The organism is Caballeronia sp. S22 (genome assembly GCF_964261745.1).
GTDB classification, from domain to species: Bacteria; Pseudomonadota; Gammaproteobacteria; order Burkholderiales; family Burkholderiaceae; genus Caballeronia; species Caballeronia jiangsuensis.
The window spans coordinates 230,520-250,575 of record NZ_OZ180035.1; the positions used below are offsets into that span (position 1 = coordinate 230,520).

Below are 20,056 nucleotides of genomic sequence, written 5' to 3' on the forward strand. Positions count from 1 at the left end.
CTCTACCGATCGCGATCTCGATCTCGAACCCATGCGCTCGGTAGGAATACCTGAGAGCATCGCATTGGAACCGAAGGAACTTGCTGCGCACAGAAACATGCGCAAGACGTTGAGCGGCGCATTGCAATTCAAGCCAATGAACAAGACGAAGTGGCCTAAGCCGTTCAACAGAATGGCGCGGCCACGCGTTCATGCTACTGAGCTCACTCGCGTCTCCGACGATCACTCCGTGCTTTTCATGTGGCGCGATGGAGACGAGCTCGAAGATCGCTCATTCTATGGGCATCTGGTTTGCGTGTTGCCGCGCGGCGATCTGTACCCGCTGCTCGAATTTCACTATCACCCGAGTCACAAGGGCTTGCATTGCAAAATGCCTTGTCAGACTGCCTCCGATTATCGGAATCGCTTGGTGCCCGGAGCGCCCGAGCTTAACCTGAAAACTTCGAGACGTTTCGATCCGCGTATGTCTGAAGATCGTGCCGCGCTGATCGTCCTGTTCTGCGAGACGACGGGCATATCGATTTCAAACGAACAATACGGGCAAGGCGACTTGTTGTGCTGACGGACATTCTCAAGCGAACGATTTGCACGCTGTTCGAGGTGCACGACGACAGCAATGGCGTGCAGCGCATCGTCACGCCTCTGCAGTATCCCGGAACGGGGGATCAAGTCATCGTCCGCATTCGCCCTCGCGACGACGGATGGGTCATAGACGAGAACGGCGAAGCCTGCTTTTCCGCGAGCATGGCGGGCGGCGACGTCGAATCCGGCATCGTCGAGCATTGGGCTAAAGAACACGCGCGACTCAGCCCGGCGCGACTGTGTGAAGACGAGGTGATCCGCGCGACGACCACCGACGAGCGGTTTCTCGTGCCGTACGTGTTTCGCGTGGCCGAAGCAGCCCAGCAGCTTTACGCCGTCGCGACCTCGCGGCCCGAACGCCAGTCGAGCAGCGATTTCAAGGAACGGCTGACTCGTATCATCGCGGAGATAGCCGACGAGTTCGGTCTCGGACACCGCTCCGAAGTCGAACTGCCGATTTCGGGCGGCTTGATTGCGGATCACGTGATCGAGACACCCACGCCGTCGATCATCATCGCCGCGACCAGCGCGAACCGGTTGCTCCAGGGTGAACTCATACACATGCAGTATCGCGCCATGCACATGCCGGGACATGTGCTTGCCATTGCGGAAAATCAGCAGGCAGTAGGCAAGACCGAGTTCGAGCGTGCGAACTATTACACGTGGAAGACCGTCGTCTTCGATGCGCGGAACCTTCGGAGTCTGATCGGTTCAGTGCTTCATTGACGCGTTGCTTCACGCCCCAATCAAATTCACCACCTTCACATTCCTGGTATCCGGCACTTCCGCATAAGACAGCACCTTCAACTGCGGCAGACTTCTGCGCAGGAACCTCGCCAGCATCGCCCGCAGCGAATGCTGCACGAGCAACACCGGCGGCAAGCCCAGATTCTGCTGACGCATGATCGCGTTCTGCGTCGAGTTCATCAGCGTCTGTGCGAGGCCCGGTTCGAGCCCGGGATTCGTCCCGGTCGACAAAGCCTGCGACAACACACGCTCCAGCGTCGGATCGAGGCCCATCACCTGCAAATCGTCGGCGCCCGGATACCACTGCTGCGTAATCGCGCGGCCCAGCGCAAGACGCACCGCCGCCGTGAGATCGTACGGATCGGACATGCGCGGCGCGTGTTCCTGCAACGCGTCGAGGATCGTGCGCATATCGCGGATCGGCACGCTTTCGTCGAGCAGGTTCTGCAACACCTTCTGCAGCGTCGTGAGCGACAGCACCTTCGGCACCAGATCGTCCGTGAGCGACGGCGTGTCCTTGCCGATGCGCTCCAGCAGCGCCTGCACTTCCTGACGCCCGAGCAACTCGGCCGCATGCGTCACCACGAGATGATTCAAATGCGTCGCGACGACCGTGCTCGCATCGACGACCGTGTAGCCGTACACCTGAGCCTGCTCGCGCAGATTCGTGTCGATCCACACCGCCGGCAAGCCGAACGCCGGGTCCTGCGTCTGCGCGCCAGGCAGCGCGGCCGACACCTGACCCGGATTGATCGCAAGCCACTGGCCCGGGAACGCTTCGCCCACACCCACCTCGACGCCCTTCAGCGCAATGCGATAGCCATTCGGCCGAAGTTCGAGATTGTCGCGAATATGAATGACCGGCGGCAGAAACCCGATCTCCTGCGCGAACTTCTTGCGAATGCCCTTGATGCGCTTGAGCAACTCGCCGTCGCTGTTGCGATCGACGAGCGGAATCAGCCGATAGCCCACTTCCAGCCCGAGCGGATCGATGAGCGATACATCTTCCCAGCTCGCTTCCGCATTCTCCGCCGACGCGGCCGCCGCGCTTGCCGTAAGAGGCGTGACATCGGTGACGGCGCCCGCTTTCTTCTTCGCTTCGGCGCGTTTGTTCATCGAGCGCGCGGCGTAGATGAGACCGCCGCCGAGCAGCATGAACGCGAAGTGCGGCATGCCCGGAATCAGACCCATGATGCCGATGATCACGCCTGTGATCATCAGCACGCGCGGATTCTGGAACAACTGGCCGGTCAACTGCGTGCCGATGTCCTCTTCGGTCGCGACGCGCGAGACGATCACGCCCGCCGCCGTCGAGATAATGAGCGACGGAATCTGCGCGACCAGGCCATCGCCGATGGTCAGCAGCGTGTAGTTGGTCGCCGCGTGCGCGAAGTCCATGTCGTGCTGGAGCATGCCGACGATCAGCCCGCCCACCACGTTGATCACCATGATCAACAGACCCGCGATCGCATCGCCGCGCACGAACTTGCTCGCACCGTCCATCGAGCCGTAGAACTCGGCTTCCTGCGCCACGCCCTGGCGGCGCTTCTTCGCGGTTTCTTCGTTGATGAGGCCCGCGTTCAGGTCGGCGTCGATGGCCATCTGCTTGCCGGGCATCGCGTCGAGGGTGAAGCGCGCGCCCACTTCCGCGATCCGCCCCGCGCCCTTCGTGATCACCATGAAGTTGATGATCATCAGAATCACGAACACGACGATACCGACCGCGAAGTTCCCGCCGACGAGAAAGTGCCCGAACGATTCGATCACCTGACCCGCGGCATCCGGGCCGGTGTGGCCTTCGAGCAGCACGATACGCGTCGACGCGACGTTCAGCGACAGGCGCAGCAACGTCGAGAACAGCAGCACGCTCGGGAACGCCGCGAAGTCGAGCGGCTTTTGCGTGTACATGCTGACGAGCAGCACCATCACCGCCAGCGCGATGTTGAAGGTGAACAGCAGATCGAGCAGGAACGCCGGCAAGGGCAGAATCATCATGCCCAAGATCATGCAGATCAGGATCGGGCCGGCGAGGGCTCGCAAGTTCTGCGTGCCCAGCGCGTCGGGCCGTTTGGCGAAAAATCCAGCGCGCGCGTTCATGCGGCGGCTCCATTGTCAGTGTTGTCGCCAGCCAGGGCCTCTGCGGCTTCCTGATCGGCGTCGGCGTCGGATACGCCGCCTTTGTCGAGTTCCTTCGGCACGTCGAGATCGGACGGTTCGTCCGGCTTCACGCCGCCATCTTCCTTGTAACGCTTGAGCTGGTACACCCACGCCAGCACCTGCGCCACCGCGCCGTAGAGCGCGCCCGGAATCTCGCGATTGATCTCTACGTTGTGATACAGCGCGCGCGCCAGCGGCGGCGCTTCGAGCAGCGGCACGTTGTGCTCGCGGCCCAATTCGCGGATGCGCCCCGCCACCAGATTCACGCCCTTCGCGACGACCTTCGGCGCGCGCATCTGGCCATCGGCGTACTTCAGCGCGACGGCGAAGTGCGTCGGGTTCGTGACGATCACGTCGGCGGTCGGAATCGCCTGCATCATGCGGCGTCGAGCGGCCGCGCGCTGCTGTGCGCGAATCTTGCCCTTGATGTGCGGATCGCCTTCGCTTTCCTTGTGCTCGCGCTTCACCTCTTCCTTCGTCATGCGCAGCTTCTTCGCGTGCGAGTAGAGCTGGTACGGCACGTCGACGGCCGCGACGAGAAAGAGCCCGCCGATCGCCATGCCGCAGCACACGAAGATCAGGTGCATCGCGTCGGCGAGCGCGAGATCGAGCGGCTTCGTCAGGAGGCCGAGCACTTCGGCCTTGCGGCTCCAGATCGCCGAGCCCGCCATGCCACCGACGACGATCGTCTTCAGCATCGACATGCCGAGCTGAACCGGCCCTTGCACCGAGAAAATCTTGCCGAGGCCGCTGATCGGATTCAGACGGCCGAAGTTCGGCGCGAGCGGCTTCGTCGTGATGAGCCAGCCGCCGAGCGCCATCGGCGCGGCGAGTGCGGCGAAACCCGTCAGCAGCAGAACCGGGAGCACCGCGAACAACCCTTCCTTGCCCGCGTTCGCCGCGCCGATCATCATCTGGCGCGAGTCGAGCACGGTCGCGTGATCGAAGGTGAATGCGCCGCGCAGAATCGACTGCAGATGCTGACTGATCGGCCCCGACAAACCCCACACGCCGAAAAATCCCGCCGCCAGCAACGCGAACGACGCGAGTTCCCGCGAACGCGCAACCTGGCCTTCCTCCCGCGCCTTTTCCAGGCGCTTGGGAGTGGCTGATTCGGTTTTTTCGAGATCGCTTTCTTCTGCCACCGGGCCTTACTCCGTTGCTTCCATCGTTTGCACATGCGAGCGGCGCGAAGCCGCTTTTGGATGAAAGCGATTATTGCGGAAGGCGTCGAGCGGCCATCGGCGGATAAAGCCGGGGAAAAGGGGGTTATTCGGTAGATGAAAGCGCGGGAAACGAAAGCGGCGCGTGCCTCGCAAGAAGCACGCGCCGTTCGGAATGCGGAAAACGGTGATCAGGCGCCGGGCACGCGGCCATCCGGGCCGTAGAAGCCGCTCTTCGACGGCGCAACCTGCAAAGCGGCCAGCGCCTTGCGGTTGTATTCCATGCGCGTGCGGATCAGGACGCCGTTGTTGTTGTTGCCTTGTTTCGCGCGACGCGCGGCGGCGGTCAAGAGCGCCCATTGCGCGGCGATCGCGGCGTCGTCCGCGGCGGCTGCTTCCATGCCGACGAAACCGCCGGGGAAACCGAGCGCGTTCAACTGCTCGTCGCGCGCCTTTTCGAGCGCGGAGATGCGCTCGGTTAGCGCGGTCTTGTGCTCGATGATCCCGGGCAGCGCCGGCAGCGGTTGCGCCGCGATCAGCGCTTTTTCCTCATCGACGAGGAGGGATTCGAAGGCCAGAACAGCGGCGACTTCTTCGGTGACAGTGGCAAGCAGGGCGTCTCTCATTGCATCGCTCGAATAGCGGTTTCACAAAAGCCGCCGGTGCCATGAACGCCGCTTGCCGCCGCGCGCCTGTTTCTCGCAAGGCGCGGCCGGGTCACTGCGTTCAGCCGCCGGTCGGCGGGGTTCTCGTTTGCAGCAGGTCGCGGGCGGTGCTCAGAATGCCATCGGCGATCTTGCTCGTGTCCATCTTCAGGCTGCCGTCGCGGATCGCAGCCTTGATCGACTCGACTTTCGCCGTGTCGATGTCCGAGCTGTTCGATGCGCGCAGGTCCGTCGACAGCGACGACAGGCTCACTGTCGAATTCTTCGCCGTGCTCGTGCCCGATTGCTGCACGGTGCTCGCGGCGCCCTTCGCGTCGTTTTGCGACGCGCGTTGCAGGTTGTCTTGAAGGCCTGCCAGTGTGGTGTTGCTAGTCGTATCGATCTTCACGATGTCCATTCCCGAACGTGTTGAGTCCTTTAACGGCGAGGGAGCTTGAAAACTTTACCCTGCCGATGGAACCGCAACTGCCGTTCGACGCGCTCATCGCCCTCAAAGCCTTGTCGGGCGGGCATTCAGCGCATTTGAAACAAAATGAAACAAGCGTGGGGAACCGAACATAGCCCTCTTCAGAGCGCGATTTCGACCGTCTGACTGTCCTTCAATATGCCGGAGATGATCTGGCCGCCGGCAGTTTTTACACGTATTTGCTGGCCGGGCGCCGCGTTGTTCATCGCGGTGCCTTCGGCCGAAATCGAAAAGCCGGAGCCGCCGGCGACCACGTGCACGCTCTGACCGATCGCCACCGAGCTTGCCGCGCGCAGCATGTCGGTGCGCAGCGGCAGGCCCGCGGGCACGCGCGACAGCGCGACCGCGCCGACGGCCTGCGCCGGATCGGTGACGATGGCCTGCGGCATCGCGGTGATGTCGCCGTCGCGGGCGACCAGATCGGCGTTGCTCAGCACTTCGCCCGGCGCGATGGCGCGCGCGGCCGTATAGAAAGTGGCGTTGATCGACACGCGCGCCTGCACGTAGAGCGTCCACGGGCGCTCGCCGACGCAGCGCACGCCGACGGTCATGCGGCCCCAGAGGCGCGCGCCGGTTGGCATGAACGGATCGAGCGCGGAGCAGGCGGCGAGGCCGCGCGGGAAAACGGGCGTGACTGTGATCTCGACCTTGCCCGGCAAGCCGGCCGCCTGCTGCTGCAGAAAATTGAGCGCGGCGACGCGGATCGATTCGCCGTCCTGCATCGTCGCGGCGGGCGCGCCTGGAGTTTGCGGCAACGCGGCGGCGACGGGCGCGGCTGCGGCCGTTGATGGATTGAAGCTCACGCGTCTCATCGGCGAAGCGGCGCCGGCGACGGGCGTCGCGGGACTCGCCGCGACGGGTTTTGCATTCGTGGCGCGAGCAACGCCATCGTCGCGCGTCACGACGACAGGCATCACATCGCGCGATGCGGAAAGCGCGGGCGCCTTCACGAGCGCGGGCGCCGGAGCAACGGACGCACGCGCGGGCTTCGCTTCGCTCGGTCCGGGAATCACGATCATGCCGCTCGCATCGTTCATCGATTCATCGGCGGCGTCGGCGCGGGCGTCGAGTTCGAGCGCGGCGTTGCGCATCGCGGCGTCGGCGGCTTTCGTCGCGGCGCGATAGCCGCTCGCACGCGCGATTTCAGACGCGGGCATCGCCGCGACGGGAGCCGATGCCCGCGAAACGGGCGCATTCAGGCTCTTCGCCATATCGGCCGCCGCGGCCGGATTGGTCTCGGCGTTGCCCGGAATGACGATCGGGCCGTCGCTCTGCTCGGCATGCGCGAGCAGAGCGACGCCCATGAAAAGGGATGCGCCCAGCGTGCGGCGCGCGAACGTCGCTGCGACGCGAGCCGTGGGGTTCGATGCACGCTGCGCGGACCTGCTCATCAACTTTCTCCGTACCTGATCCGATCGAGCCGCGAAAACACGCGGCAACTTCCAACGAAACGAATTCTAGATATCGGCGGGCGCGGGCAAGCGTCGAATAGAGGCCCCGTTTCCCGGTTATTCGTCGGATTAGTTCTTGCGCGCCGCTCCTAAGATTCGTGTCATGCAAAAAGGCCTCGGCGCTGCCGACAGGAGAAACCGCAATGCTAGACAGACTCGACAAGGAATTCGCTTTTGGCCGTGAGGCGCTCGATGTGCGCGCGTATCGGCAGGAATTGCTGTCGTCGAATATCGCCAACGCCGACACGCCAGGCTACAAGGCGCGCGACGTCGATTTCTCGAGCGCGCTCGCGGGTGCGCTCAAGCAGGGCGGCGGCGCGACGAACAACACGACGCTGAAGATGGCGCAACCGGTCAGCGTGAGCGTGAGCGGCGGCCTGGCCGCGACGGCGAAAGGACACATGAGCGGCACGTCGACGCTTTCGGCATCGGGCGGTTCGAGCGACGACTACGGCAAGCTCGCCTATCGCGTGCCGAACCAGCCGTCGCTCGACGGCAACACGGTCGACCTCGACGCCGAGCGCGTGCAGTTCGCGGACAACGCGCTGCACTTCGAGGCGGGCATGACGGTGCTGTCGTCGCAGATCAAGTCGATGCTCTCGGCGATCACATCGAACAGTTAAGGAATACCCATGCCCTCTTTGATGAACATCTTCAACGTCGCCGGCTCGGCGATGTCCGCCCAGGCGCAGCGCCTGAACGTCACCGCGTCGAACCTCGCGAACGCGGACAGCACGACCGGCCCGGACGGCCAGCCGTACAAGGCGAAGCAGGTCGTGTTCGCGGTCGATCCGCTCGGCGGCGCGCGCACCGCGTCGGGCCAGCAGGTCGGCGGCGTGCAGGTGACCGGCGTGATCGACGATCCGAGCCCGATGAAAACCAGCTACGACCCGAGCAACCCGGCGGCGAACGCGGACGGCTACGTGACGCTGCCCAACGTCGATCCGGTGCAGGAGATGGTCAACATGATTTCCGCGTCGCGTTCCTACCAGGCGAACGTCGAGACGCTCAATACCGCCAAGCAATTGATGCTCAAGACTTTGACCATCGGAACCTGATCGAGAAACTTAAGGAACACCACGTGAGCTCCTCCAGCACCACTATCGGCAGCAACGGCACGACCGTCTCGCAGACGCTGCTCGACACCATGAACGGCGCGTCGTCGTCGAGTTCGTCGACGTCATCCACGTCGGGCACGTCGGCGCAGGATCTGCAGAACACTTTCCTCACGCTGCTCGTGACGCAGTTGAAGAACCAGGACCCGACCAATCCCGCCGACAGCTCGCAGATGACCTCGCAGCTCGCGCAGATCAACACGGTGTCGGGCATCGGCCAGCTGAACACGTCGCTGTCCTCGCTCGCGACGCAGCTTTCCGCCGGCCAGCAGACGCAGGCCGCGCTGCTCATCGGTTCGAGCGTGCTCTCGGCGGGCAACGGCGTGACCGTGTCGAAGGGCGCGTCGTCGAGCTTCGGCGTGCAACTGGCGAGCGACGTGAGCGACCTGCAGATCGTCGTGAAGAACTCGTCGGGCCAGATCGTCAACACGCTCGATCTCGGCGCGCAGGGCGCAGGCGTCGTCCCGGTGACGGGCTGGACGCCGGTCGATTCGAAGGGCGCCACGCTCGCCGACGGCAGCTACACGATCACCGCGCAAGGCACGATCAACGGCCAGCAGGCGACCGCGACGACGCTGTCGGCCTCGCAGGTGCAAAGCGTCGTGCAGATGTCGGGTGGTGCGCCGGGTCTCAAGCTCTCGAACGGCTCGACGGTTGCGCTGACGGGCGTCGCTTCGATCCTCTGATTCCACATTCATTTTGGACGAGCGTGGTCTCGTCACGGAGAAACATCAAATGAGTTACCAACAAGCACTGAGCGGTCTGGGCGCTGCATCGAGCGATCTCGACGTGATCGGCAACAACATCGCGAACGCGAACACGGTCGGCTTCAAGCAAGGCTCGGCGCAATTCGCCGACATGTACGCGAGCTCGATGGCCACGGCCGTCAGCAACCAGATCGGCATCGGCACGCGCCTGTCCGAAGTGCAGCAGCAGTTTTCGCAAGGCACGATCACCACGACCAATCAGGCGCTCGACGTCGCGATCAACGGCAACGGTTTCTATCAGTTGTCGAACAACGGCTCGGTCGTGTACTCGCGCAACGGCGTGTTCCATCTCGACAACAACGGCAACATCGTCAATTCGTCGGGCCTGCAACTGATGGGCTACGCGGCGGATTCGAGCGGCGTCGTCAACAGCGCGAGCACGGTGCCGCTCACGGTGCCGACGGCGAACATCGCGCCGACCGCGACCAAGAAGATCACCGCCGCGTTCAACCTGAACTCGCAGGACGACGTCAAGGCAGCCGCTGACTTCGACCCGACCAACGGCAACACCTACAACGCGTCGACGTCCGTCGATGCCTACGACTCGGTCGGCGGCACGCAGAAGGTGTCGGTGTACTTCACGAAGTCCGGCACGAACTCGTGGGAAGCATTCGCGGGCTACGGCGATCCGGTTTCGCAAAAGACGGATCTCGGCCCCGTCACGTTCGATTCGTCGGGCAACCTGACCTCGGGCAAGACGTTCTCGTTCACGATCCCCGACGGCGCGAGCGCAACGGCCGGCGCGACCCAGACGCTCACGCTCGATCTCTCCGGCACGACGCAGTACGGCGCGAAGAGCGGCCTTACGAACCTGCATCAGGACGGCAACAGCACGGGCGAACTGACGGGCTTCACGGTCGGCAGCGACGGCATGCTGACGGGCAACTACTCGAACGGCGAAACCAAGGCGCTCGGCCAGATCGCCGTCGCGAACTTCAACAACCAGAACGGTTTGCAGAACCTCGGCGGCAACGTGTACGCGCAGACCGCGGCTTCGGGCGCGGCGCAGGTTTCCGTGCCGGGCTCGACCAACCACGGCACGCTGCAGGGCGGCGCGGTGGAGAACTCCAACGTGGACCTGACGAGCGAGCTCGTGAATCTGATCACCGCGCAGCGCAACTATCAGGCGAACGCGCAGACGATCAAGACACAGCAGACCGTCGATCAGACGCTGATCAATCTGTAAGCATCGGTCGCACGCAATAAACGCATCAGGGAAGAAGGAAGCGATTCATGGACCGTCTGATCTACACCGCGATGACTGGCGCAAGCCAGGCGCTCGAACAACAAGCCGTCGTGGCGAACAACCTCGCGAACGCGTCGACCACGGGTTTCAAGGCGCAGCTCGCCGCGTTCCGCCAGGTGCCGATGTCGTTCGAGAACCAGTCCGCCGATGGCACGACGCGCACCTTCGTGCTGTCGTCCACGCCGAACGCGGACTACTCGGCGGGGCCGGTGCAGCAGACCGGCAATCCGCTCGACGTCGCGGTTCAGGGCCCCGGCTGGCTGTCCGTGCAGGCGGCGGACGGCAGCGAGGCGTACACGCGCGCGGGCAATCTGCACGTCGATCAGAACGGCCAGCTCGTCACGGCGAACAATCAGCCGGTGCTCGGCGGCGGCGGTCCGCTGTCGATTCCGCCGGGCGCGGAAGTGACGATCGGCCGCGACGGCACCATCTCCGCGCTGATTCCGGGCGACCCGCCGACGGCGATCGCGGTCGTGGATCAACTGAAGCTCGTGAATCCCGATCCGGCGACGCTCACGCGCGGCGACGATGGCCTCTTCCGGACCGCGACCGGCGACCCCGCCGATGCGGACCCGAACGTGGTCGTCGCCGGCGGCGCGCTCGAAGGCAGCAACGTGAATCCGGTCTCCGCGATGGTCTCGATGATCACCAACGCGCGGCAGTTCCAGATGCAGACCAAGCTGATGGAATCGGCGGACCAGAACGAACAGTCGGCCAACAAGCTGCTCAACTTCTCCTAAGCGGCGAACGCAAGCTAAACAGGATACGAAAGAACATGAATCGCTCTCTCTACATCGCCGCGACCGGCATGAATGCGCAACAGGCGCAAATGGACGTGATCTCGAACAACCTCGCCAACGTGGGCACGAACGGCTTCAAGGGCTCGCGCGCGGTGTTCGAGGATCTGCTGTATCAGACCACGCGCCAGCCGGGTGCGAACTCGACGCAGCAAACCGAACTCGCATCGGGCGTGCAGCTCGGCACCGGCGTGCAACAGGTCGCGACCGAGCGCCTCTACACGCAGGGCAATCTCCAGCAGACCGGCAATTCGAAGGACGTCGCGATCAACGGCCAGGGCTTCTTCCAGGTGACGATGCCCGACGGCACGACCGCCTACACCCGCGACGGCTCGTTCCAGACCAACGCGCAAGGCCAGCTCGTCACGTCGAGCGGCTATCAGTTGAATCCGGCGATCACGATTCCGCAGAACGCGACGTCGATCACCATCGGTTCCGACGGCACGGTGTCCATCACGCAGCCGAGCAGCACGGCGAACACGACGGTCGGCGCGATCCAGCTCGCGACCTTCATCAACCCGGCCGGCCTCGAAGCGCGCGGCGAAAACCTGTTCTCCGAGACGGGCAGCTCGGGCGCGCCGAACGTGTCGCAGCCGGGCCTGAACGGCGCGGGCTCGCTCCAGCAGGGTTACGTGGAAGCGTCGAACGTGAACGTGGTGCAGGAACTCGTCAACATGATCCAGACGCAGCGCGCCTACGAGATCAACAGCAAGGCCGTGACCACGTCCGACCAGATGCTGCAGACGCTCTCGCAGATGCAGGTTTGAAGTAACGCTTAACCAGAGTCACCACGATGTCGCCTACTCAAATCCTCTCGCGTGCAACGATTGCCGCGCTCATTGCAGCGCTCGGCGCGTGCGGCCTCGTGCCGAAAGAGCCGATCGTCCAGCAGCCGATGACCGCGCGTCCGCCGCAGCCGCCCGTCGGCACGCGTTCGCCCGGCGCGATCTACAACGCGGGCTACGCGGGACGGCCGCTGTTCGAAGATCAGCGTCCGCGCAACGTGGGCGACATCCTGACCATCGTGATCTCGGAAAACGTCAACGCGACGAAGTCGTCGGCGGCGAACACCAACCGCGCCGGCAACGGCTCGTTCGCCGTGCCGACGACGCCGGCACTCTTCGGCGGCCTCTTCAACAACACGAACCTGTCGGCCACCGGCGCCAACAAGTTCGCCGCGACGGGCGGCGCGAGCGCGGCCAACACGTTCAGCGGCACGCTCACGGTTACCGTCACGGACGTGCTGCCCAACGGCAATCTGATGGTGAGCGGCGAAAAGCAGATGCTCATCAACCAGGGCAACGAATTCGTGCGCTTCTCGGGCGTCGTCAATCCGACGACCATTTCGGGCACCAACACCGTGTTCTCCACGCAAGTCGCCGACGCGAAGATCGAATACTCGGCGAAGGGTTACATCGACGAAGCGCAGAACATGGGCTGGCTCCAGCGCTTCTTCCTCAACGTCGCGCCGTTCTGATCATGAATCCGTTTCTCCGTTTCGTTTCGTTCTCACTCGCGGCCGCGCTCGTCGCGATCGGCTCCGCGCCGCATGCACACGCCGAGCGTCTGAAAGACCTCGTTTCGTTCCAGGGCGTGCGTGACAATCCGCTGATCGGTTACGGTCTCGTCGTCGGCCTCGACGGCACCGGCGACCAGACGATGCAGACCCCGTTCACGACGCAGTCGCTTACCAACATGCTCGGCAATCTCGGCATCACGGTGAACTCGGCGACCACGCAGAACATGCAGTTGAAGAACGTCGCCGCCGTGATGGTGACCGCGACGCTGCCGCCGTTCGCGCGCCCCGGCGAAGCGATTGACGTGACCGTGTCCTCGCTCGGCAATGCGAAAAGCCTGCGCGGCGGCACGCTGCTGATGTCGCCGCTGAAGGGCGCGGACGGCCAGGTGTACGCGATGGCGCAGGGCAACCTCGTCGTCGGCGGCGCGGGCGCGAGCGCGAACGGCAGCAAGGTGCAGGTGAACCAGCTCGCGGTCGGGCGCATCTCGGCGGGCGCGATCGTCGAGCGCGCGGTGCCGTCGGCGTTGCAGCAGCAGGGCGGCGTCATGCAGATGGAACTGCGCGAGATGGACTTCGACACGACGCAGCGCATCGTCGCGGCGGTGAACAATCAGTTCGGCATGGGCACGGCGCTCGCGCTCGACGGCCGCACGATTCAGTTGCGCGCGCCGCAGGATGCGAGCGAGCAGGTGTCGTTCATGGCGCAGTTGCAGAACATCGACGTGCGTCCGGCGCAGGCCGCCGCGAAGGTGATCCTGAACGCGCGCACCGGCTCGATCGTGATGAACCAGATGGTCACGCTGCAGAACTGCGCGGTCGCGCACGGCAACCTTTCGGTGGTCATCAACACGAAGACGGCGGTGAGCCAGCCGGGCGCGTTCTCGAACGGGCAGACGGTGGCGGCGAAGGAATCGTCGATTCAACTGAAGCAGGACAGCGGCGCGCTCAAGATGCTGAACGCGGGCGCGAATCTCGCGGATGTCGTGAAGGCGCTCAACGCGCTCGGCGCGACGCCGGCGGATCTCATCTCGATCCTTCAGTCGATGAAGGCCGCGGGCGCGCTGCGCGCAGACCTCGAAATCATCTAAGGAACGAAAGCGCATGAACTCGAACACGACCGGCATCGCCAGCACCGCGTTGGCATCGACCGATACGACGAGCGGCTTTTCGAGCCTGTCGAACCGTTTCGCGCTCGATACGCAGGGCTTCGACGCGCTGCGCGCGCAGGCCGGCGCGAATCCGCAGCAGGGACTCAAGGAAGCGGCGAAGCAATTCGACGCGGTCTTCACGCAGATGATGCTCAAGAGCATGCGCGACGCGACGCCTTCGGACAGCCCGTTCGAATCGAACGATACGAAGTCGTTCACGTCGATGCTCGATCAGCAGCTCTCGCAGCAGATGTCGTCGAAGGGCATCGGCGTCGCGGACATGATGCTCAAGCAACTCATGCGCAACGCGGGCGGTCAGCCCGACGCGAGCGGCAAGGGCGGCGCAGGCGCGATGAACGCGATGCAGGCGCTCGGCGGCATGTCGGGCGGCAGCGGCGACCTCGAAGCGAACGCGGGCAACATCGCCGCGATGAACGCGATGGCGAAGGCGTACGCGGCGGCGCAGGCCAACAAGACAAGCGGGTCGCTCGCGGGCAAGGGCTACACGGCAGCGGACTCGCTCGAAGCGCCGGCGCGCGGCAACGGTTCGGACAAGGTCAACGCGTTCGTCGACCGCCTTGCGGTGCCGGCGCAAGCCGCGAGCGCGGCGACCGGGATTCCGGCGCGCTTCATCATCGGCCAGGCGGCGCTCGAATCGGGCTGGGGCAAGCGCGAGATCAAGAACGCGAACGGTTCGACGAGCCACAATATCTTTGGCATCAAGGCGTCGAGCAACTGGACCGGCAAGACTGTCGATTCGGTCACGACCGAATATGTCAACGGCCGGCCGCAAAAGGTGGTCGAGAAGTTCCGCGCCTACGATTCGTACGAGGAAGCGCTGACCGATTACGCGAGCGTCATCAAGAACAATCCGCGCTATGCGCCGGTGATTCAGGCATCGCGCGATGTCGCGGGCTTCGCGCACGGCATGCAGAAGGCGGGCTACGCGACCGACCCGCAGTACGCGAAGAAGCTCATCTCGATCATGCGTCAGATCGTCTGACGCAATCAGCCGATGTTTGCGGCCGTCTTCTTGCTGTAGAAGGCGTCGCATGCGCGAATTCCGGTGCGCGGACAGCGCGATTGTTCGGATCTTTTACGGCAGCAAACGTTTTACGTTCGTAGGGACGGCGCACCACATACATTTTTCGGTGGCCAACCCTAAACTTTCGAAGAAGTATGCCGCTAACCTGAATAATCGAAGTGCCGGACCGATTCTGGTTCGGATCGACGCGCGACGTTCGAGCATTCGGGCGGCGCGAGCACAATGAACACGGCTAGCACCATGAACACCTATCTCAAGCATGACGTTGCCGACGACGACATCGCGCCGAACGTGGATTTCGGCCGGCGCAATCCGCTGGAAATCGGCGTGGCGCTGCGCAATCTCGCCAATCGCGGCGACTTTCTGACGGCGCAATATGGCGACGGGCAAATCGTCACGCGTTTGCTTGACGTCGATGTGACCGCGCATCGATTCACTTTCGACTGGGGCGGCGTGGCGGAGCAGAACCGCGGCGTGCTCGCCTCGCAGAAGCTCGTTTTCAACGCGGCGCCGGAAGGCGTGCGGGTGGAATTCACGACGCCGACGCCGCGTGAGACGGTGTTCGATGGACGCCCGGCGTTTGAAGTCGAGTTTCCGCCGGTGCTGTATTACATGCAGCGGCGCGAGTATTTCCGCGTCGAGGCGCCGGTGCTCGATCCTTATATCTGCACGGGCTCGCTGCCGGAAGGGGAGCGGTTTCGCTTCGAGGTGCATGATTTGTCGCTGGGCGGCGTTGCTTTGCGCACAACGGATGAGCGCGTTGCGAATCTCGAGATGGGCATCGTGATTCAGGATGCCGAGCTGCATTTCAGCGCTAATGGGAAGGTTACGCTGGATATGAAGCTTGTTTCGCATCGGGAATCGACTACGGCGAAGGGTGATTGCCGATATACCATCGGGTTCAAGTTTGTTTCGATGCCGGGGTCGGCGGAGAATACGCTGCAGCGGCTTATTACTCAGTTGGAGATGAAGCGGCGGTCGTTGGCGAAGTAGTTTTTTTCGCTGGCTCGCCGGATCCCGTGTTCGTGTCGGTCTATTAGCACTGCCCCTCCCCGGGGCGGGGGTCACTTTCTTTGCTGCTGCAAAGAAAGTAACCAAAGAAAGCAGCTCGCTTAAGCCCGCGGTCACACGTAGTTTGGCCATGCTTGCCAGCCGTCGATGGCCCTCGCCTAAGTGTCGCCCTCGAAGGCCCAATCGGGCTTGGCTCGCGCACGGTCTGCTGCATCGCATCGCTTGCGTTATTGGTTCAGCACCAAATGGCTCCGGCCCGCTTCGCGGCCGACCGGTCAATCGGGTTTGCGGGCGCACACGTACTCGCTACGTTTCCATCCACTGCATTCACATCCCACTGGTTTCCCTTGCATACCCAACGGCAGCGCGTAGCGCTGTGCCGAAGCTATCTCGTGCTGAACCAGCGCGCTTAAACATTTGGTGCGGCAGACCGTGCGCGAGCCAAGCCCGGCTGGGCCTTTGAGGGTGACACTTAGGCGAGTGCCACTGGCGGCTGGCAAGCATGGCCAACGTGCGTGTGACCGCGGGCGTCTCGAGCTGCTTTCTTTGGTTACTTTCTTTGCAGCAGCAAAGAAAGTGACTGCCGCCCCGCACAGGGGCAGTGCTAATAGACCACCGCGAAACCGGGATCCGGCAAAAAAAACCAAAACCAAAGAAATAAGCCATAAAACTCCCGCTCTTCCGGCAATAGCCATTGCAGCCCCCCTCCGATAATGGCCCCATCGCGACAACCGTCCACAAAGCGCGCAAACGCTCAACTTCCCCGGCAATCGGCCGATATACAAAACAGCCATGCGGCAGCGCACGCTCAATCGCCGCCTCACCAGGATTCACGCATGTCCAATAACATCTTCAGCATTGGTCTTTCCGGTCTGAATGCGGCCCAGTGGGGCCTGACGACCACGGGACAGAACATCAGCAACGCCGCGACGCCGGGCTATACGCTCGAGAAGGTCTCGTATCAGGAGTCGTCCGGTCAGTTCACCGGCTCGGGTTATCTCGGCAACGGCGTTCAGGCCGTCACCGTCACGCGTCAGTACAGCCAGTACCTGACGACGCAAGTGAACAACACGCAGGCGTCGAGCAGCGCGGCGAGCACGTACTATTCGCTGATCTCGCAGCTGAACAACCTCGTCGGCGATCCGACCAAGGGCATCGCGCAAGGCATCACGAATTACTTTTCCGGCCTGCAGTCGGTCGCGAACTCCGCGAGCAGCACCGCCGCGCGCCAGTCGCTGATGAGCAGCGCGCAGACGCTCGCGGATCAGATCAACTCGGCCGGCCAGCAATACGACCAGTTGCGTCAGAGCGTCAACACGCAACTGACGAGCGCCGTCTCGCAGATCAACAGCTACTCGCAACAGATCGCCGATCTCAACAAGCAGATCAACATCGCCAGCGCGGGCGGCCAGCAGCCGAACCAGTTGCTCGATCAGCGCGATCAGCTCGTCACGAACCTGAGCTCGATGATCGGCGTGCAGGTCGTGCAGCAGGACGGCAACTACAACGTGTTCATCGGCAACGGGCAGCCGCTCGTCGTCGGCAATACGCAATACGGGCTGCAAGCGGTGCCGTCGGCTTCCGATCCGAGCGAACTCGCGGTCGCGTTCAAGAGCCGCGACGGCACCACGCAAACCGCCGCGAACACGCAATACGTCGACAACTCGGCGCTCACGGGCGGCGTGGTCGGCGGGCTCATCGACTTTCGCACGCAGACGCTCGATCCGGCGCAGGCGCAACTCGGCGCCATCGCGACGAGCTTCGCCAGCCAGTTGAACGGCCAGAACGCGCTCGGCCTCGACCTGAACGGCCAGCCCGGCGGCAAGCTGTTCTCGACCGGCGATCCGAACATCATCGCCAACGCGCGCAACCAGGGTACCGGCACGCCGACGGCGACGATCGTCGATGGCACGCAGCCGCCCGCCAACGATTTCACCGTCACCTACGACGGCAGCAAGTACACGGTGACCGACCCGGCGACCGGCCAGCAACTCGGCTCGATCGATCCGGCGACGGAGACGCAGAAGACGATCAACGGCCTGAACATCGACGTGTCTTCGCTGACCGGCGTGCAGAAGGGCGACTCGTTCACGATTCAGCCGACACGCGCTTCGCTCGACAACTTCAAGCTCACGACGAGCAACGGCGCAGCGATCGCAGCGGCATCGCCCGCGGTGACGTCGGCGGCAAGCACGAACACGGGCACGGCGTCGATCTCGTCGGCGACGGTGACGAGCAACGCGATGTCGTCGGACATCAACCTGAAGTACAGCGCGACGGCGAACGGCTTCACGTCGGACGTGGCGGTGACAGTCGGCGGGACCAGTTACGCCGTCGGCCAGACGATTCCCTACGATGCGACGAAGGGCCTGACGGTCTCGGCGAACGGCGTTTCCGCGACCATCAGCGGCACGCCGAAGGACGGCGACGCGTTCAAGATCGCGCAGAACAAGGGCGGCACGAGCGACGGCAGCAATGCGCTCGCGATGGCGAACCTGGTGTCGTCGAAGTCGCTCAACGGCGGCACCGAGACGCTGACGAGCTCGTACGCGGGCTACATCAACACGATCGGCAACACGACCAACCAGCTCAAGGCGACGAGCACGGCGCAGACCGCGCTCCTGACTCAAGCAACTTCGGCGCAGCAATCCGTGCAGGGCGTGAACCTGAACGAAGAAGCGGCCAACCTGATTCAGTATCAGCAGCTCTATCAAGCGAACAGCAAGGTGATTCAGACCGCCGCGACGCTGTTCCAGTCGCTGCTCGGCATGTTCAACTGAGGTTAAACGCGATGCGGATTTCCAGTTCCCAGTACTTCAACATGAACGTCGCTTCGATGAGCGACCAGCAGAGCACGCTCGCGTCGATGTATCAGCAGATCTCATCGGGCAAGCGCATTCTCACCGCGTCCGACGATCCGCTCGGTGCGGCGCAGGCGGTGCAGCTCACGTTGAAGAGCGGCGCGCTCGCGCAATACAGCACGAACCAGACGACCGCGTTGTCTTCGCTGCAGCAGGAAGACTCCACGTTGAGCAACGTGAGCAACGTGATCCAGAGCATCCAGACGCAGATCGTGCATGCGGGCGACGGTTCGCTCACCGATTCGGACCGCTCGGCGGTCGCGACCGCAATCCAGGGTTTGCGCGATCAGCTCTTCGGTCTTGCGAACACCACGGACAGCGACGGCAACTACATCTTCTCGGGGCTCAAGGGCGGCACGGCGCCGTTCTCGAACAATGCGTCGGGCACCGGCGCGAGCTATTCCGGCGACCAGGGACAGCGCACCGTGCAGATCAGCGAGGGGCGTTCGATTCCTGTCGGCGACACGGGCCAGTCGATCTTCCAGAGCGTATCGCCGATGGAAAGCGATCCGGTGTCGCGCGCGGCCGATACGAACACGGGCACGGCGACGATCAGCTCGGTGAGCGTGAGCGACACGAGCAATCCGGGCAACGCGAGCAAGTACACGATCTCGTTCTCGGTTTCGCAGACGGATGGATCGACGACCTATTCGATCACGTCGGATCCGGCGGACAACACGCTGCCGACGAACGTGGCCTACACGGGCAAGACGGACATCACGCTCGGCGGCCAGAAGGTGACGCTCGACGGCACGCCCGCGGACAAGGACTCGTTCACCGTGCAGCCGGCGGCGAGCGAAAACAACGACATCTTCGCGACGCTCGACACGCTCGTGAACGCGCTCAAGCAAACGACGGGATCGCCGAGCGCCGGGGCAGCGCTGACGAATGCGTTGACGACGGCGGGCACGAAGATCAACAACACGTTCAACAACGTGCTGTCGGCGCAGACGGTGGTGGGCGGACGCGAGCAGCAAGTGCAATCGACGCAGACCGCGATGCAGACGAGCCAGACGCAGACGGCGAGTGATATCGCCAATCTGACGAGCATCGATCTGGTATCGTCGATCAGCCAGTATGAGTTGACGCAGAATTCGTTGCAGGCCGCGCAGATGGCTTTTTCGCAGATTCAGAAGATGTCGTTGTTTGATTACATCGGAAGTTGATGCGCTTTACTTCGGGCGCCGAACGGCCAGCTATGAACGGCGCCTGCGAAATGGGAGATTTCGCGTAGTCCCGTCGTGCGCCGTTAGACATGATGTTGCCGTGCGGCACCAGGGAATCTGCATATCGTCGATGCCTCCGGCTGCCGCGCA

Annotated in this window: 19 protein-coding genes; 14 read left to right on the plus strand and 5 right to left on the minus strand. The window is 63.5% G+C overall.

The annotated features are described in order from the left end of the window. Positions 1-97: 97 nt before the first annotated feature. A complete protein-coding gene (locus ACEN42_RS01040; protein ID WP_371880438.1) occupies positions 98-562 on the plus strand; it encodes a hypothetical protein in 465 nt (154 codons plus the stop codon). Continuing rightward, positions 556-1,308: a hypothetical protein gene (locus ACEN42_RS01045; RefSeq protein ID WP_371880439.1), complete on the plus strand. Its 753-nt coding sequence runs from the start codon at positions 556-558 to the stop codon at positions 1,306-1,308. Before ACEN42_RS01040 ends, ACEN42_RS01045 begins: the two co-directional genes overlap by 7 nt. 9 nt (positions 1,309-1,317) lie before the next feature. On the opposite strand, the gene flhA is transcribed toward ACEN42_RS01045, so the two are convergent. The 5 genes from flhA to flgA form a co-directional block, all read right to left on the minus strand. After that, a complete protein-coding gene (gene flhA / locus ACEN42_RS01050) occupies positions 1,318-3,426 on the minus strand; it encodes a flagellar biosynthesis protein FlhA (protein WP_187609656.1) in 2,109 nt (702 codons plus the stop codon). Next, on the minus strand, positions 3,423-4,631 hold the full coding sequence (flhB, locus tag ACEN42_RS01055; protein WP_187609655.1) for a flagellar biosynthesis protein FlhB: 1,209 nt from the start codon (positions 4,629-4,631) through the stop codon (positions 3,423-3,425). Before flhB ends, flhA begins: the two co-directional genes overlap by 4 nt. A gap of 209 nt (positions 4,632-4,840) precedes the next feature. After that, positions 4,841-5,275, minus strand: a complete 435-nt coding sequence (locus ACEN42_RS01060) for a flagella synthesis protein FlgN (RefSeq protein ID WP_238209350.1) — start codon at positions 5,273-5,275, stop codon at positions 4,841-4,843. A gap of 100 nt (positions 5,276-5,375) precedes the next feature. Next, positions 5,376-5,702 carry a flagellar biosynthesis anti-sigma factor FlgM gene (gene flgM / locus ACEN42_RS01065; protein WP_035499547.1) on the minus strand — a complete coding sequence of 109 codons (327 nt, stop codon included), beginning with the start codon at positions 5,700-5,702 and terminating at the stop codon, positions 5,376-5,378. Between the two features lie 179 nt (positions 5,703-5,881). Beyond that, positions 5,882-7,171 carry a flagellar basal body P-ring formation chaperone FlgA gene (flgA, locus tag ACEN42_RS01070; RefSeq protein WP_371880440.1) on the minus strand — a complete coding sequence of 430 codons (1,290 nt, stop codon included), beginning with the start codon at positions 7,169-7,171 and terminating at the stop codon, positions 5,882-5,884. Between the two features lie 203 nt (positions 7,172-7,374). On the opposite strand from flgA, the gene flgB reads away from it, so the two are divergent. The 12 genes from flgB (at position 7,375) to flgL (ending at position 19,906) form a co-directional block, all read left to right on the plus strand. After that, positions 7,375-7,854, plus strand: coding sequence for a flagellar basal body rod protein FlgB (flgB, locus tag ACEN42_RS01075; protein ID WP_238209348.1), 480 nt, complete (start codon positions 7,375-7,377; stop codon positions 7,852-7,854). 9 nt (positions 7,855-7,863) lie between these two features. Then, complete coding sequence (gene flgC / locus ACEN42_RS01080) at positions 7,864-8,289, plus strand: flagellar basal body rod protein FlgC (RefSeq protein ID WP_035499295.1); 426 nt, start codon at positions 7,864-7,866, stop codon at positions 8,287-8,289. A gap of 89 nt (positions 8,290-8,378) precedes the next feature. Next, positions 8,379-9,032 carry a flagellar hook assembly protein FlgD gene (locus tag ACEN42_RS01085; protein WP_273591689.1) on the plus strand — a complete coding sequence of 218 codons (654 nt, stop codon included), beginning with the start codon at positions 8,379-8,381 and terminating at the stop codon, positions 9,030-9,032. 49 nt (positions 9,033-9,081) lie between these two features. Then, positions 9,082-10,299: a flagellar hook protein FlgE gene (gene flgE, locus ACEN42_RS01090; RefSeq protein WP_187609649.1), complete on the plus strand. Its 1,218-nt coding sequence runs from the start codon at positions 9,082-9,084 to the stop codon at positions 10,297-10,299. A gap of 47 nt (positions 10,300-10,346) precedes the next feature. Beyond that, positions 10,347-11,099: a flagellar basal-body rod protein FlgF gene (gene flgF / locus ACEN42_RS01095; protein WP_371880441.1), complete on the plus strand. Its 753-nt coding sequence runs from the start codon at positions 10,347-10,349 to the stop codon at positions 11,097-11,099. Between the two features lie 35 nt (positions 11,100-11,134). Next, entirely contained in the window at positions 11,135-11,923 is a 789-nt protein-coding gene (gene flgG, locus ACEN42_RS01100) for a flagellar basal-body rod protein FlgG (protein WP_035499290.1), read from the plus strand. Positions 11,924-11,949: 26 nt separating this feature from the next. Beyond that, entirely contained in the window at positions 11,950-12,633 is a 684-nt protein-coding gene (locus tag ACEN42_RS01105; RefSeq protein WP_187609648.1) for a flagellar basal body L-ring protein FlgH, read from the plus strand. A 2-nt stretch (positions 12,634-12,635) separates the two neighbouring features. After that, positions 12,636-13,763, plus strand: coding sequence for a flagellar basal body P-ring protein FlgI (locus tag ACEN42_RS01110; protein WP_187609647.1), 1,128 nt, complete (start codon positions 12,636-12,638; stop codon positions 13,761-13,763). Between the two features lie 13 nt (positions 13,764-13,776). Beyond that, a complete protein-coding gene (gene flgJ / locus ACEN42_RS01115) occupies positions 13,777-14,826 on the plus strand; it encodes a flagellar assembly peptidoglycan hydrolase FlgJ (RefSeq protein WP_187609646.1) in 1,050 nt (349 codons plus the stop codon). A 282-nt stretch (positions 14,827-15,108) separates the two neighbouring features. Beyond that, positions 15,109-15,861 (plus strand): flagellar brake protein, encoded by a 753-nt coding sequence (locus tag ACEN42_RS01120; protein ID WP_238209344.1) that lies wholly within the window; start codon positions 15,109-15,111, stop codon positions 15,859-15,861. 854 nt (positions 15,862-16,715) lie between these two features. Beyond that, positions 16,716-18,659, plus strand: coding sequence for a flagellar hook-associated protein FlgK (gene flgK / locus ACEN42_RS01125; RefSeq protein WP_250482757.1), 1,944 nt, complete (start codon positions 16,716-16,718; stop codon positions 18,657-18,659). Between the two features lie 11 nt (positions 18,660-18,670). Beyond that, positions 18,671-19,906 carry a flagellar hook-associated protein FlgL gene (flgL, locus tag ACEN42_RS01130; RefSeq protein WP_371880442.1) on the plus strand — a complete coding sequence of 412 codons (1,236 nt, stop codon included), beginning with the start codon at positions 18,671-18,673 and terminating at the stop codon, positions 19,904-19,906. Positions 19,907-20,056: the final 150 nt, after the last annotated feature.

What these genes read in the sequence shown, in the direction of transcription:
- ACEN42_RS01040 (WP_371880438.1), top strand. Translation starts at nt 98, where the DNA reads ATGCGCAAGACGTTGAGCGGCGCATTGCAATTCAAGCCAATGAACAAG.
- flhA (WP_187609656.1), bottom strand. Translation starts at nt 3,426, where the DNA reads ATGAACGCGCGCGCTGGATTTTTCGCCAAACGGCCCGACGCGCTGGGC.
- ACEN42_RS01060 (WP_238209350.1), bottom strand. Translation starts at nt 5,275, where the DNA reads ATGAGAGACGCCCTGCTTGCCACTGTCACCGAAGAAGTCGCCGCTGTT.
- flgA (WP_371880440.1), bottom strand. Translation starts at nt 7,171, where the DNA reads ATGAGCAGGTCCGCGCAGCGTGCATCGAACCCCACGGCTCGCGTCGCA.
- flgB (WP_238209348.1), top strand. Translation starts at nt 7,375, where the DNA reads ATGCTAGACAGACTCGACAAGGAATTCGCTTTTGGCCGTGAGGCGCTC.
- flgC (WP_035499295.1), top strand. Translation starts at nt 7,864, where the DNA reads ATGCCCTCTTTGATGAACATCTTCAACGTCGCCGGCTCGGCGATGTCC.
- ACEN42_RS01085 (WP_273591689.1), top strand. Translation starts at nt 8,379, where the DNA reads ATGAACGGCGCGTCGTCGTCGAGTTCGTCGACGTCATCCACGTCGGGC.
- flgE (WP_187609649.1), top strand. Translation starts at nt 9,082, where the DNA reads ATGAGTTACCAACAAGCACTGAGCGGTCTGGGCGCTGCATCGAGCGAT.
- flgF (WP_371880441.1), top strand. Translation starts at nt 10,347, where the DNA reads ATGGACCGTCTGATCTACACCGCGATGACTGGCGCAAGCCAGGCGCTC.
- flgG (WP_035499290.1), top strand. Translation starts at nt 11,135, where the DNA reads ATGAATCGCTCTCTCTACATCGCCGCGACCGGCATGAATGCGCAACAG.
- ACEN42_RS01105 (WP_187609648.1), top strand. Translation starts at nt 11,950, where the DNA reads ATGTCGCCTACTCAAATCCTCTCGCGTGCAACGATTGCCGCGCTCATT.
- ACEN42_RS01110 (WP_187609647.1), top strand. Translation starts at nt 12,636, where the DNA reads ATGAATCCGTTTCTCCGTTTCGTTTCGTTCTCACTCGCGGCCGCGCTC.
- flgJ (WP_187609646.1), top strand. Translation starts at nt 13,777, where the DNA reads ATGAACTCGAACACGACCGGCATCGCCAGCACCGCGTTGGCATCGACC.
- ACEN42_RS01120 (WP_238209344.1), top strand. Translation starts at nt 15,109, where the DNA reads ATGAACACCTATCTCAAGCATGACGTTGCCGACGACGACATCGCGCCG.
- flgK (WP_250482757.1), top strand. Translation starts at nt 16,716, where the DNA reads ATGTCCAATAACATCTTCAGCATTGGTCTTTCCGGTCTGAATGCGGCC.
- flgL (WP_371880442.1), top strand. Translation starts at nt 18,671, where the DNA reads ATGCGGATTTCCAGTTCCCAGTACTTCAACATGAACGTCGCTTCGATG.